Source organism: Streptomyces sp. S186, assembly GCF_051603415.1.
In the GTDB taxonomy this organism is placed as follows: Bacteria; Actinomycetota; Actinomycetes; order Streptomycetales; family Streptomycetaceae; genus Streptomyces.
Window position 1 is genome coordinate 7,445,444 of record NZ_CP193932.1, and the last position, 12,163, is coordinate 7,457,606.

General features: G+C 66.9%; 22 protein-coding genes and 1 pseudogene. 13 read left to right on the forward strand and 10 right to left on the reverse strand.

The genetic code is table 11. The features are described 5' to 3' along the window. Window positions 1-115: 115 nt before the first annotated feature. On the reverse strand, window positions 116-613 hold the full coding sequence (locus ACRAS8_RS32275; protein ID WP_438489520.1) for a GIY-YIG nuclease family protein: 498 nt from the start codon (window positions 611-613) through the stop codon (window positions 116-118). A 15-nt stretch (window positions 614-628) separates the two neighbouring features. Beyond that, on the reverse strand, window positions 629-910 hold the full coding sequence (locus tag ACRAS8_RS32280; protein WP_438489521.1) for a hypothetical protein: 282 nt from the start codon (window positions 908-910) through the stop codon (window positions 629-631). A gap of 170 nt (window positions 911-1,080) precedes the next feature. On the opposite strand from ACRAS8_RS32280, the gene ACRAS8_RS32285 reads away from it, so the two are divergent. From ACRAS8_RS32285 to ACRAS8_RS32330, 10 genes and pseudogenes are all read left to right on the forward strand, one after another. After that, window positions 1,081-1,485 (forward strand): hypothetical protein, encoded by a 405-nt coding sequence (locus tag ACRAS8_RS32285; protein ID WP_438489522.1) that lies wholly within the window; start codon window positions 1,081-1,083, stop codon window positions 1,483-1,485. A gap of 119 nt (window positions 1,486-1,604) precedes the next feature. Continuing rightward, window positions 1,605-1,922, forward strand: coding sequence for a WYL domain-containing protein (locus ACRAS8_RS32290; protein WP_438489523.1), 318 nt, complete (start codon window positions 1,605-1,607; stop codon window positions 1,920-1,922). 48 nt (window positions 1,923-1,970) lie between these two features. Then, a complete protein-coding gene (locus ACRAS8_RS32295) occupies window positions 1,971-2,180 on the forward strand; it encodes a hypothetical protein (protein WP_438489524.1) in 210 nt (69 codons plus the stop codon). A gap of 45 nt (window positions 2,181-2,225) precedes the next feature. After that, window positions 2,226-2,474, forward strand: a complete 249-nt coding sequence (locus ACRAS8_RS32300; RefSeq protein WP_438489525.1) for a hypothetical protein — start codon at window positions 2,226-2,228, stop codon at window positions 2,472-2,474. A gap of 72 nt (window positions 2,475-2,546) precedes the next feature. Beyond that, on the forward strand, window positions 2,547-2,792 hold the full coding sequence (locus tag ACRAS8_RS32305; RefSeq protein ID WP_438489526.1) for a hypothetical protein: 246 nt from the start codon (window positions 2,547-2,549) through the stop codon (window positions 2,790-2,792). After that, complete coding sequence (locus ACRAS8_RS32310) at window positions 2,789-3,148, forward strand: hypothetical protein (protein ID WP_438489527.1); 360 nt, start codon at window positions 2,789-2,791, stop codon at window positions 3,146-3,148. The genes ACRAS8_RS32305 and ACRAS8_RS32310 overlap by 4 nt, the downstream gene beginning before the upstream one ends. A 72-nt stretch (window positions 3,149-3,220) precedes the next feature. Further along, window positions 3,221-3,412, forward strand: a complete 192-nt coding sequence (locus tag ACRAS8_RS32315) for a hypothetical protein (RefSeq protein WP_438489528.1) — start codon at window positions 3,221-3,223, stop codon at window positions 3,410-3,412. A gap of 172 nt (window positions 3,413-3,584) precedes the next feature. After that, window positions 3,585-3,971, forward strand: a pseudogene (locus ACRAS8_RS32320) (hypothetical protein); the annotation flags it as partial. A gap of 255 nt (window positions 3,972-4,226) precedes the next feature. Beyond that, entirely contained in the window at window positions 4,227-4,496 is a 270-nt protein-coding gene (locus tag ACRAS8_RS32325) for a hypothetical protein (RefSeq protein WP_438489529.1), read from the forward strand. Continuing rightward, window positions 4,496-4,879: a DUF4326 domain-containing protein gene (locus tag ACRAS8_RS32330; protein WP_438489530.1), complete on the forward strand. Its 384-nt coding sequence runs from the start codon at window positions 4,496-4,498 to the stop codon at window positions 4,877-4,879. The genes ACRAS8_RS32325 and ACRAS8_RS32330 overlap by 1 nt, the downstream gene beginning before the upstream one ends. 57 nt (window positions 4,880-4,936) lie before the next feature. On the opposite strand, the gene ACRAS8_RS32335 is transcribed toward ACRAS8_RS32330, so the two are convergent. Beyond that, on the reverse strand, window positions 4,937-5,098 hold the full coding sequence (locus ACRAS8_RS32335) for a hypothetical protein (RefSeq protein WP_438489531.1): 162 nt from the start codon (window positions 5,096-5,098) through the stop codon (window positions 4,937-4,939). Window positions 5,099-5,210: 112 nt separating this feature from the next. On the opposite strand from ACRAS8_RS32335, the gene ACRAS8_RS32340 reads away from it, so the two are divergent. Further along, window positions 5,211-5,522: a hypothetical protein gene (locus ACRAS8_RS32340; RefSeq protein WP_438489532.1), complete on the forward strand. Its 312-nt coding sequence runs from the start codon at window positions 5,211-5,213 to the stop codon at window positions 5,520-5,522. Between the two features lie 99 nt (window positions 5,523-5,621). Then, complete coding sequence (locus ACRAS8_RS32345; protein WP_438489533.1) at window positions 5,622-5,864, forward strand: hypothetical protein; 243 nt, start codon at window positions 5,622-5,624, stop codon at window positions 5,862-5,864. 222 nt (window positions 5,865-6,086) lie between these two features. Here ACRAS8_RS32345 and ACRAS8_RS32350 read toward each other — a convergent pair whose 3' ends face one another. The 7 genes from ACRAS8_RS32350 to ACRAS8_RS32380 form a co-directional block, all read right to left on the reverse strand. Next, window positions 6,087-6,455 (reverse strand): hypothetical protein, encoded by a 369-nt coding sequence (locus ACRAS8_RS32350; protein ID WP_438489534.1) that lies wholly within the window; start codon window positions 6,453-6,455, stop codon window positions 6,087-6,089. A 342-nt stretch (window positions 6,456-6,797) separates the two neighbouring features. After that, window positions 6,798-7,514, reverse strand: coding sequence for a hypothetical protein (locus ACRAS8_RS32355; RefSeq protein ID WP_438489535.1), 717 nt, complete (start codon window positions 7,512-7,514; stop codon window positions 6,798-6,800). A 200-nt stretch (window positions 7,515-7,714) separates the two neighbouring features. Then, the gene (locus ACRAS8_RS32360) at window positions 7,715-8,506 is read right to left on the reverse strand and encodes a phosphotransferase (protein ID WP_438489536.1); all 792 of its coding nucleotides are present in this window, start codon (window positions 8,504-8,506) and stop codon (window positions 7,715-7,717) included. Between the two features lie 293 nt (window positions 8,507-8,799). Beyond that, window positions 8,800-9,177: a DUF6907 domain-containing protein gene (locus tag ACRAS8_RS32365; protein ID WP_438489537.1), complete on the reverse strand. Its 378-nt coding sequence runs from the start codon at window positions 9,175-9,177 to the stop codon at window positions 8,800-8,802. 96 nt (window positions 9,178-9,273) lie between these two features. Next, window positions 9,274-9,855, reverse strand: coding sequence for a GntR family transcriptional regulator (locus ACRAS8_RS32370; RefSeq protein WP_438489538.1), 582 nt, complete (start codon window positions 9,853-9,855; stop codon window positions 9,274-9,276). Window positions 9,856-9,995: 140 nt separating this feature from the next. Continuing rightward, the gene (locus ACRAS8_RS32375) at window positions 9,996-10,757 is read right to left on the reverse strand and encodes a GntR family transcriptional regulator (RefSeq protein ID WP_438489539.1); all 762 of its coding nucleotides are present in this window, start codon (window positions 10,755-10,757) and stop codon (window positions 9,996-9,998) included. Between the two features lies 1 nt (window position 10,758). After that, window positions 10,759-11,295: a UTRA domain-containing protein gene (locus ACRAS8_RS32380; RefSeq protein WP_438489540.1), complete on the reverse strand. Its 537-nt coding sequence runs from the start codon at window positions 11,293-11,295 to the stop codon at window positions 10,759-10,761. A gap of 188 nt (window positions 11,296-11,483) precedes the next feature. On the opposite strand from ACRAS8_RS32380, the gene ACRAS8_RS32385 reads away from it, so the two are divergent. Then, window positions 11,484-11,699: a helix-turn-helix domain-containing protein gene (locus ACRAS8_RS32385; RefSeq protein WP_438489541.1), complete on the forward strand. Its 216-nt coding sequence runs from the start codon at window positions 11,484-11,486 to the stop codon at window positions 11,697-11,699. Window positions 11,700-12,163 lie beyond the last annotated feature (464 nt).

Consider the following 12,163-nt stretch of genomic DNA (forward strand, 5'->3'; position numbering starts at 1 on the left):
AAGTCCGGCAGCCGCAGACGACCGCGTGCGGTGGCCGGTGAACGTGCTGACGGGCAACGCGCTGACGGCACGCAAAAGCCGCACACCGGAAGGCGTGCGGCTCAGGCGGGACAGGTCAGGCGTCGGGCTTCTTCTGGGCTTCGCGGCCGACGGTGGGTGCGCGCTTGCGGTCGGCGCCGACAGCTCTGGCGATGCGGCGGAAGTACTCGTCGGAAAGGCCGGTGAGTTTGGCGAGCTGGGCGGGGGTGGCGCCGGCCTTGAGGTCTTGTGCGGCTTGCTCCTTCAGGGTGGGAAGCAGGGCGCGCATCTCCTCAAGGTTCCACCGGTGCTCGGCGTACAGGTCGTCCGACTCGGGGTTGCCGATTGGGCGCACCGCATGGTTGAGGTTCCAGTGCGGCTGCTCGGATTCGATCGCAGCCCGCTCGGCGTCAGCGGCTTCGGCTCGGCTCTCATGCCACTCGACCTTGCGATCTACGACTTCGGGCCACCACGGCTTGTTCTGGGAGTGCTGCCCGAACCGGACGTCGGGGTTCTGGCTGATGCCGATGTAGAGCAGCTTCCCGGCGGCGTCGAAGACGCGGTACAGGGCGGTGCGGCCTTGGCTGACGGTCACGGCGAGTCCTCCGATTCAGCCAGAGGAGGCTCCTCCGGCGGTGCGCTTCTTGGGCTTGATGGACTTGACGGTGGGCTTTCGCTTGCGAGGCACCTCGTACTCGCGGGCGATGCCGCGAACGGTCTCGCTGGACCACGGCAGGTGGCCGGCGATGACGTCGTTTGTTACGTCGTAGGTCTTGAGGTCTTCGGCGACTGCCGCCCGGAGTTGCAGGCGGGCCGCCTCTTCAGCCTCCTGTGCCTTGATGAAGGCGTCGAGTGCTTCGGTGAGCTGCGGGCTAGGGCTGTAGTCGGTCATGCCCACATGGTTGCACAAGCCGCTTGGCCATAGCTATGGGGTGCGCGACTCCCACTCACTGTAGAGCAACCCAAAGAATCTTGTCCAACTCGCTTGGGCCACTTGCTTGGCCAAGTTGCTTGGATTACATTGGAGTCATCGCCAAGCGAACAACCGCAGGGGAGACGGAAATGAAGGTCTACGAGCGCACCGAGAACGGAACCACCGCTCACGTCAGCATCTCCGAGGCTATGGCCGAGGTGCACGACGCGACGATCGGCCGGCTGTCCCGCGAGCGCAGCGTGCGGAAGATGTCTTCCAGTCGCACGGAGCACCACATCGAATACGCGGATAACCGCGTGGTGCACATGACCCTGGTTGACGAGCCGGCCACGGTTGAGGCGGGCAGCGACGGCCGCCGGATCGTCACCTTTAAGGGCAAGCGCTACGTCGTCGGCGAGATCACGCCGGGGGCGTTCATCACCTACTGGTCCGGGGGTCCGCTTGGTCTGCCCTCCGGTCCCACGCGCACCGCCACGGCCAGCATGAAGCCGGGCACCGTCGGCCGCGCCATCTGGGACGCGGTGAACCGGTGAATGCCCACCGCCGGGGGCCCTCCGCGCCAGCGCCTGACCCGACCTGATCGCCACCCGGGTGCACGGCCCGACCGTGCGCCCTACGAGGCACTCAGCCTGCGCAGTCCGAGGGGGACCCAATGCGCCGCACTGCCACCACCATCCGCCGCACGATCGCCGCCGCTCTGGCCGCTGGCCGGCACCTCGTCCGCGCCGCCGTCTCCCGCACGTTCTGTCTGCTGGCCGACCTGTACCGCGCCATCGACGCCTCCGCCCCGGTGGAGATCGCCTACGTGAAGGTCGACGGGACCGAGTCGACCCGGGTCATCGAGCCGGCCGAACTGACCGCCACCTCCACCGGCCACATCACCGTCCGCGGCCACGACCGGCTGCGCGGCGAAGACCGCACCTTCCGCATCGACCGGATCGTCGGCCACCGCCTCGTGGAGGTCGGCTAGACCAACTCCAGTGCCCAGCCCGTCTGCACCACCTTGAAGGAGCTCACCGTGATCGACCGCGACGAGGTTCTGGCTGATCGTCGGCGCATCATCGCCGCGGCCATCGAGCATCTGAAGAGTGGAGAGGCCACCGTCGAGGACCCCGAGGGGGTTCTCCAGTCCTTGCGCCACTCGCAGCAAGAGGACGGCAGCGTCCGCCAGTTCGGCGCGTACAAGCGGGCGCAGCGGATCCTCCATCGCGACGGACTGCCCGCCTGATACCTGATGACCGTCTTTGCCTCGACCCCGATGAAGGAGATCACCATGAACGAGTCCACCACCCCAACCGTGCAGGTCGACCAGATCTGGCAGGACAACGACCCCCGCATGCCCGACCGGTACCTGCGCATCGTCGACATCGACACCAGCCACGCCACCGTTCAGCAGGTGGCCTGGAACCCCGAAGACCGGATCGCGGCCGACCTGCCCGGCGTTCGGCTCACCCGCATCCGCCTGGACCGCTTCCGCCCGACCCGCACCGGCTACCGGTACGTCGGCCAGGTCGACGAGTAACTCCGCTACCCCGGCCGCCCAGCCCCGGAGCGGGGCGGCCATCCCGCCCGCATCAGCCCGAAGGAGCACGTCATGGATCCGATGGATGTCCCGACCGAGGTCACGAAGCTGGTCTACTCCGCGCCGCGCACCGAGGCGCGCTCGCAGAACGAGGTGGCTGAGTTGCTGGCCCACTACTGGCCGGCGATCGCGAATCACGTTCGCCGTCAGGTGCTGCGTGAGGCCGCCGCGATTGGCCGCGAATTGAGCCGGAAGGGCTACAGCGCCGAGGAGATCGCGAAGAAGCTCGATGGCATGGCTGACGGCGGCGCCTGGTGAGCGCCGCTGACCTCTCCGCCCGCCTCGACGGCTACGGCACCGGTGTCATCCTCCGCTTCGACCAGATTCGCGCCGAGACGCTCGACCAGCTGGCCCGTGCGTGGGCCGACGACCAGGCCGCGGTCACCGATGCCCTGGACCGGCTCGCCGCGATGGTGCAGCGCACCACCGACCCGGACGACGACACCGGCTGGCACCCCGCCGCCGTGGATGCGGCCCGCGACGACCTGGAGACGGTAGCCGGCCTCGACGCCGCCGAAGTCACCCTGCGGCACGACACCGCCATCGCCCTCGCCGGCGAACTCCAGGAAGCCGCCGGCGCCACCTTCACCGCACGTACCCGAGAAGCAGCATGAGCGTCGTGAAGGCCGCATTGGAGCGGCTCGCAGCACCCATCAACCGCACTGCCGAGAGGTAATTAGGACACCATGACCATGACCCGCGAGGAGTACGAGACGAAGCAGCGCCGTCTGCAAGCCGATGCCGAGGACGCCCGGAAGGCGTACATCCAAGCCAAAGCCGTCTACGACAGCATCTGCGACCAGATGCGGAACCTGCGCATCGACTGGCAGGAGCAGCAGAAGACCGCCGACCGCGCCGACGAGAAGCCGACGCGGTGACCGCGCGGGGTTCCGAGCCAGCCCTACCGCGCTGCGCCGTCTGCAGCGACGAGCGCGGCCCCTGGCGGCCGACGGGGGAGCGGTACCCGTCAGGGACCCAAGTCCTCGCCTGCAGCGGTGGGTGCGAACCCGCCAGGCATCCCACAACACCTAACCCGAAGGAGAACCGCCCGTGTCCTACCCCCAACTGCTGACCCCCGAGGAGAAGCTCGCTGACGCCAAGCAGCGCCTTAACCTGCCGCGCATCGTCGCCATCTGCGGGAGCACCCGCTTCATGGCGGAGATGACGGAGGCCAACCTCCAGGAGACCGTCGACGGCAACATCGTCGTCGCGCCGGGCTTCAACATGAAGGAGCCGCACCTGCTGTGGGCCGGCCCGGTCGAGGCCGAGGCGCTGAAGACGCGCCTCGACGACCTGCACCGCGCGAAGATCCGCCTCGCCGATGAGGTGCTCGTCGTCGGCGATTACATCGGCGACAGCACCCGCGCCGAGATCGCCTACGCCCGCGAGCTCGGCAAGCCCGTCCGGTTCACCCACCCCGAAGTCGACGTCAGCGCCTGTGACTCGCGGCGGGCCCACACCACAAGGAGCAGCAGCATGGAACCCAACATCCAGGCCGGCCAGGTTTGGGAATCCATCTACGGCGGCGCCCACGTCGCTATCACCCAGATCGATGGCACCCGCATCCGCCTCGCCACCGTCACCATCAAGGGCGATACCGTCCGCCCCTACGGAAGTGAACGGTGGGCGACTCGCGACCAGCTCGTCAAGGCATACCGCCTCACCGACCTCACTACCGCCTGAGGAGCAGCGTTGACCGACCGAAACGCGACTGGCCCGAACCCGACGCCCGGCTACGTCAACCCGCCCGGCTCCACCAGCGAACAACTCCCGCCCCACATCCTGGCCGTGATCGACGTGCCGCCGTACCTGTCCACCGCCTGCGACACTGCGGCACGCGTCGAGAGCGCGGACGTCGCGGACTCGGGCGAGTGGGCCGACCGCCTGCACAAGCGATGCAGGCTCAATAACAAGTACACCGGCGCGCCCTGCGCCTGCTCCTGTCACCCCAAGGAGGCGTGATGCCGGCCCGTATCCAGCGGAAGCGCAGCCGCGGGTGGAAGGCGCCGTTCGACTCTCAGGGACGCCCGCCCGTGTATGTCGGCCGTGGTACCCGGTGGGGCAACCCGTGGGCCGTCGCCGAGACTCGCACTGGCACCGGATGGGCCGTGAACTGGTCCGGCGCCCGCGACCAGGTACCGCATGGTCTGCGAACCGAGATCCCCGCCAACGACCGACGTGACGCACACGCCTTGGCCGTCGAGCTGTACGAGAACTGGTTGTACGCGCAGCCCGAGTTGATGGAGCGTGCCCGCCGTGATCTGGCCGGACGTGACCTGATGTGCTGGTGCGGCCCACTGCCCTGCCACGCGGACGTGCTCCTCGGGCTCGTGCAGGGTGCGTGATGCCTGTCCCCGCCGACCAGCCCCGCCCAGCATCCCCGGGCGGGGCGTTGCGCGTGCTCAGTCCGCGGCCGGTAGCCGGCGCGCCAGGTTTCCGGCCAGGTGCCGCGCCGCGAACGCACCCTCACCGTCGCCGGTGGCCAGCAGCTGCAGGAGCTCGACCGCCGCTCGTGCCTCGCCGAGGGTGAGGAGCGGCAGGCGTTGCTCGTCCACTTCGTTCATGATCTTAGAAACGGGGCTCCGACCTGCACGGTTACGACGCTCTGAGCTGGCACATGCCTATGGCATATGCGTTCGGCTCGCCGGTGCGCGACTGCGCTATCGTGCGTCACGAATGGTGAATCCACACCGGGAGGGCAACATGGGCGCCGCGCCGTGGACCATTGAGAGCATCTGCGAGACGCTCGGCGACCCCACCCTCACCAAGCAGTGCCTCGCGGAGATCAACAAGGCTCCCGTCGACGACCTCGTGACCGTCGTCGAGAAGTGGGCCGGCCGCGCCACCCGCATCCTCGCCGCCGAACAACGCGGCCGGGAACTCGCCGCAGCCGACAGCCGCGGCGAAGAACTCCCAGGGAACTGGGTCGACCGCACTGAATGGCTCACGCAGGAAGCGGCGCGTATCCGCGCCCGCGGTGCCGCCTGAACTCCAAAGCCCGGTAACGCACCGTCGCTGATCCGATACTCTGCCAAACGCCGACCTCACCCGGCCCGTGTTCAGGCAGACCTGTAGGAGGTCAGCGCGTTGTTCCGGCTCATCTACGACCCCGGCTGCGAACCCCTCCACGACCAGCTCCCGCCAGCCGTCAGCCGCGCCCTCACCACGGCCCTCGAAGCCGCCTGCCATGACCCCATCGGGCACACCGCACCCCGCGGTCACGCCGACGAGTGGAACCGGCAGATCCGAGTTGACGGCGCCCTCGCCATGATCTTCGTCAGCTACGGCCAGAAGACCCTCGCCGTACTCGACATCATCGACCTCAGCTGAAGCCGATGCGACAAAGCCCCGCCCGATTGGGCGGGGCTTTCTGTACGCGCAGCGGTCAGACGGTCACCGCATCCTCCCGCGGAAACACCGCCGTGCACCCCCTGCACACCAACGACCGCTCCCACCGGGCCCGTTCACCCTCCGCAGCCCGCGCCCGCCGCGACAACCAGAAGCCGACGCCGATGCTCCCGGCCAGCAGCACTGCACCGATACCTTCACAGATCAGGCGGCGCGGTGCGACCAGGAGTGCATCCCGATCGGGGTGCCGGTATTAAGTCCATTCCTAAGCTGGCCGGCTGGGATCACCGCATCCGGCGTGCCGGAGCAGTTGCTCTTGTTCAGCCACACCTTAACGGCCCTGGTGGTGGCGTCATCAACGTCCAGCGAGGCGGTGCCGGGTGCGTCTCTGTCCACCTTGCAGCCACTCTGATCACCGTCCACTTCATTTTGCAGCGGCAGGCCGGAGCTGTTGAGGTCAACGAAGTCGACCCCCACCAAAGCCTGGGCAGGCCCCGTTGAGATGGCGAAGGCGGTGGCGGTCGCAACAGCCGCGACCGCGAGAGACAGGATCCGAAGGCGTTTACCGCTCATGGCAGGCTTCCTTCCGCAGAAGAGACGAACGCCGCGTAACGCGTCAGCCACCACCACCCACGATGTCAGCGCGACGCGAGCACGAACAGCGGCGCGCGCAGAGGCGCGAGAGGTGAACATCGGTGTGGGCGCGCGAGGGAGGGCGTGCTCCCACGGCCCCAACACGACACCGCGCGCACGACGGAGCGAACACAGAGCGGCAACCCCCAAGCTCGCCGTTCTGCCGATCCACGACTTCAGAGGTGGCAGCCTCGGCGTTTGCAGACCACTGAACTTCCGACGGACATGCGACCGGATCGGCCGGACGCGCCGCCAAGGCAGGCCCACGCATGGCCGCTCGCTTTAAAAGGGCCGTACCGCGCAGTCTTTCTCCTTCAGGTAATTGTCATCATTCTGGTTCGTGATCACGATGTCTCCCTGGACATTCTTCACCTGGGCAAGTGGGACAGGCACCGTTGAATTCACTACCCCTTGAGCGGAGTTCGCGTTGACTTCCACGTCGCCCTGTTTCGTCGCGAACCAGTCGCTTCCCCAGTTGTCGGCAGCGGTCCTCGCCCCGCTGCCGAGCGCTTCTGAAACGGCGTAGCTGTTGCCGTCGGCGCCAGTCACCGTCAGCTGGAAGAGAACGCTGTAGGGGTTACTGTCTGCCGGTGGATACGGCCGGCCGGAGTCCTCCAGCACCAGAGCCATGTACTTTGATGCGCCCGGATCGTCCGGGGCGTCCGCATACCGGATGATGCAGTTGGTGAGTCCTTGCTGGGCACCGTGAGCCAACGTCTTAGGTTTGACGCTGCCCCTAGGCTTTTGTTGCGAGGGCGACGCCGAGTGGGGAGCTGGCGTAGGCCGCGGCGACGCGGTGACCCGTGCGCTTGGGCTTGTAAGAGCCTTGGCATCGCCCGGTGCCTTCTTTGGCGGTCCGACGATGGCGCCGATGACGGCCAGCGTGGCAACACCAAGAACAAGAGCGCCACCGCAGCCAAGACACCCCTTCTTCCGGGCCGACAAGCCTGACACGGGTGCTGCTGGCTGAAACTGCTGGCCCCAACTGGGCATAGTCATACGAAACCCCTCACCCTGGCCACGGCATCGTCAGAACCTACGAGTGATCCCGACACTGCGAACACGCCAACGCTACGAACTGCCCCTCGATCAGAAGAGCGACAGACTGCCAGAAGAACGAGGCGTTGAGCAGGGGCGCGAGGAGTGAACTAGGGGCGTGCACGATGCCCCGAAAGCGGGCAAGGCTGAGCACGCTCAACTCACCGCGCAGCGACCGTCGCCCCCAGGAGCGCCGCGAACCGGACGTTCGACGGGCGTGCCCCGGCGACGCCCACACGGGCCTCCCACTGGCGGCACACGCCCGTCACGAACGCCTCCACTGCAGCCGGATCCGCCTCACGCCACGACGAGAACTGCCCCGACCAATCGAGCGCCTCACCGGCCGACACGTCAGCCTCCATCAGCCGCACAGTCGTGTACGCCACATCCACCCACGCCGGGCCAGCCGCCGGCATCGCCCAATCGACAATCCAGCACCGCTCCTCGCCGACCAGGAGATTGTGAGGGTTGGTGTCGGTGTGAAGCAGAGAACCCCCGGACAACAGCGACAGCTGGTCGGCGTCCAGGACATCCGCGAACCGATCCGCGAACGACGGAACCCCTGCGGGGGCGGTCACTCCCTGCACCGACCGCAGCACCCCGGCAACGAGCTCACGGTCTGACGGCCGCGACAAGTCTGCATGTTCCCCCTCGACATGATCGAAGACGAGAAGATCCCAGCCGTCGGCCACAACCTGCCAGCGCAGCGCCGGACTCGCCGAACGTACCTGCGAGTTGACGGCCAGCTCCCACCGCTGCGCCGCGCAGCCCCGCCCATCCTCGACCGGCACACCCTTCACGAAGAACGCCCCAGCGCCCGTAACCAGCCGCGCCGCCATAGCGCAGGTGAGACCATCAGCGATCGGTTCCACCACCAGTACAGTCCCGCTGCACTCCTCAACCGCGTTACGGGCAGCGGCAGGTAGGTCAGCCCAGTCGATCCGCGGTGTCATCAAACGGCCTCCTCGATGGTGGTGGGGCCGACTGTTCGACCCCACCACCATCATTCAGGTATCGCTACGCCGTTGCCCCGCACTTACGGCAGCGCATATCACCCGACCACAACACCCACTCGTGCTCGCACTCGTCGTTGCGGAGAATCACGGAAATCACCCCCTCCCCGATGGCCACGCAGGATCACCGGCAGGCAGAAACCCACCGGAGAACAAGAGCCGAGGTCCGACCTCGGGAGTGAAGAACGGCACGGGCAGCACGCGCTGCCCGGCCAAGTGAGACCTCGGGCAGATCAGCCCATCTGCGCCCGCAGCACCCGCAGCGTGTCCACGAACGCCTGCGCCTGCGCAATGAAGACGTCCGCCTCCGCAGCAGACAAGTCGATGTCCGTCTCACCCTGCACGTACAGGACCGTCTCACCGGTCTCCGCGTTCTCATCCGACCGGTACAGCTCCGCCCGCAGCACCACCGGGAAGGCGTCAGCCAACGGCCGCGGGTTCGCCAACTGATACTGCGGCGACCAATGCGCCGTGACCGACGGCCCGAAAAGATGGTTCACCACACACCGACGATCCTTGCACCACGACGGACACGGAGTCGGATGCTGGACAGGAGGCTCGGAGACCGCGGACGGAGCCGAGACGACCGGGACATCGTGCAGTACAGTCATGGAGAGTCCAATCTTTGACGAGGCGGACTACTGATCAGCGAGGTGATGACTCGCTGGTTGAACTGGCCGGACGGGTGCAACCGTCCGGCCGTTTTGCTACTCGGCGAGCTGCGCGACGAGCGCCCGCGTCAAGGCGGCCAGCGCTTCACGAGTCATGTGCTCGGTGAGCGTTGCGGCAGCGAGCAGCGGATCCGTAACTGACACGGGCACGCTGCGAGTTACCGGATCGGCGACGAATGCTCCCTGGCCCTGGTGCGAGACGACGAGCCCCTCAGCTCGAAGCAAGGCGATGCCCTTTCGGACCGTCGCGCGGGTCGTCGCGTATAGCGCTGCAAGGCTGTGCTCGGATGGAAGCAGTGCCCCCGCCGACAACTTGCCCGCCATGATCTCGGCTCGCAGTTCGTCGGCAATCTGCCTGTACCGTCGCGACCTCTCCGGCCTGCTGTGGCCGTTGTGGCGCGGCTGCTCGGTTCGGATGGCGAAGGACTCCGCTGCTGCGGCGAGCGGTCGGGTATCGAACCACTTCACCTCGTTGCTTGCGATCTCGGATCCCCAAGCCTGATCGAGTCGGTGCTGCCGAAGGCGTGCCGCTGGGTCTTGTGCGATGCCGACGTACAGCAGTGCGCTGGCTTCGTCGTAGAGGCGGTAGAGCGCGGTGCGCTCGTCGGATTTGGGCATGCCACTCCTCGCGATGCGTGTGGCGTCGACCACTCTCGCGAGCAACTGTAAGAGGTTTGTTGAGAAGTTGGCAACCTTCTCGATTGCTTCACGAACGACAAAGCCCCGGCGCCGTCGCGCCGGGGCTGGTCGGGGCCAGATCAGAAGTCGTACTCCAACTCGTAGAGGTGACCCGCCTTCGCCATGATCGAAGCCTCAATGGGCCTGTCGTCCACGCTGTACGTCACACGGAACTGCCGCAGCACCGGCAGCTTGGTCGGCATGCGAAGAGCCTTCGCCTGCCCCGGAGTTGGCCAGCGGGCAGCGACCCTATCGACGCAGCGCAGGGGAGGGAAGCCGGCCTCAAGCAGGACACGTCCCACCCCTCCCTTGATCTTGCGGCGTTCCATGATTGGGGTGCCCTGGGCGAGGTCGAGGGGGACGTAGACCTCGACGAGCTCGCAGGGTTGGTCGCCCAGGTGCATGATTTGCCGCCGGAGCAGCGCCTTCTCATCGCTTGGGAGCCCGAACGCCTCGCGTACCGCGGCGGGCGGAATGATCTCTTCAACGGTCAGCAGCTCCGACCTCGGGGCTTCGCCCTTCTCTTCGTTGACGGTGAGCCATTGGTACTTACCGCCGCCAGTTGGAGGGTTCTTGTAGCTCGCGGGCACCATCGTGCGTTGCCGATGCTGCCGCGCGTACACGCCGGCGCCGCGGCGGGTGTATACCAGCCCCTCCTTTTCCAGGATCGACATAGCGTTCTTGATCGTCTGTGCGGCGGCTCCGAACTTGTCGTGCAACTGGCGGCTTGACGGGAGTTTTTCGTCGGACGGGAAGTCTCCGTTGAGGATGCCGTCGCGCAGGTACGCCGCAATCTGGTCCTGGACGGGCCACACGCTTGCATCCTCGTACTGATCTGCCATGTCAGTCGACCTTCATGGAGTAGTGAAGCCGCCCAACGCGGCCGGGGTTGACCATGACGGACACCTCGTAGGGCTCTCCGCCCGGCGTAGTGATGGTTCGAGTGAGGGTGAGCACCCATTCGCCGGCGTCAGCAAGTTGCAGCACATCCGCCTCCGCTTCCATCGCCGGGCGCGTCTGCACGACCTCCGTAACCGTTCCCGGTCGGTAGCCGAGGTCGGCGAGCAGGGTTACCGCACCGCCGCGGATTCGCCCCGTCTCGGCCAGTGCAGTGCCAGCGGCAACGCGCTTGGGCCAGTAGGAATGCGCTACCTCGACAGGCTGCCCGTCGAGAAGGATCAGTCGCTCTCGCGCGATGACGGCTTCCCCCTGCGGCAGGTCGAGTGCGGCCGTCACGGATCCAGGGGCCCTCACTTCGCCGGCTGCGAGGATCCGCTGTGTACCAGATCGCCCCTGCTGAGCTGCTTCTCTGCCCCAGGCGTCACCCTTGCCGCTCTTGATGTACGGCGTTGACGACCCGGTCCAGCCGTCTCCTGGCATTCGAGACTCCTCTAGTGCGCGACTTCTCTTGAGGCATCCATCAATTTCTCTCCACCATAAGCCCACGTCAGGGGGATCGGCGGGGCAGTCGGGAGCGCTTTGAGCGGACGAGAGGATTGCAGCCTCTCAAGAGACGTCCTACAGTTGAGGAGTCGGTTCAACCCCTTCCTCCTGGATTGGAGCGCTCGATGCTGCCTGCGGCTCAAAAGCTGCTCACTGTGGGAGAGGCCGCGGCTACGCTGCGCGTCTCCAAGCCCACCATCTATCGGTGGATCGCCAACGGCGAACTGCCCGCCATCCGGTATGGCCAGCCGCGCCCCGAAGGCGACGCGCGGCGCGGAGGAGCAATTCGAATCCCCAAGGACGCCGTGCTGGAATGCCTCTCCCTTGAGGCGGTGGTCTGAGATGTCGACTGCTCCTTCCCCGTTCCCGGGTGACTCTGACCCGTCGGTGGGTGAGGCTCTGCGCCGGATCACGGATCCGACTGCGCGTCTGGCCGAGGTGGATGAGTCTCGTGCTGATCGTTGTGTGGTCGCGGCGGTGTCTCTGCTGGAGCGTGGTGCTTCTGCGGACTATGTCGAGCCGTTGCGTCGTCGGGCGCGCCACGCCTTCGCCGAGGCCGCTGCAGCGACCGTGCAGCCGGTGTGGGGGTGGTGACGGTGCTGGCTCCGGAGCTTGCGCGTGCGGAGCAGGTGCGTGCGGATGGGCTGACGGCCCGGATCGTCGCGATCTCCGCTGACCCGCGGCACCCGTCGCATAGCCAGCTGTTCCTCTACAAGTACGCGGCTCGTGAGGCGTATGAGTCTGCTGCCCGGCACGCTGTCCAGCCCACACTGCGGGGGTTGTGATGGTTGCTGCTGAGCCTGAG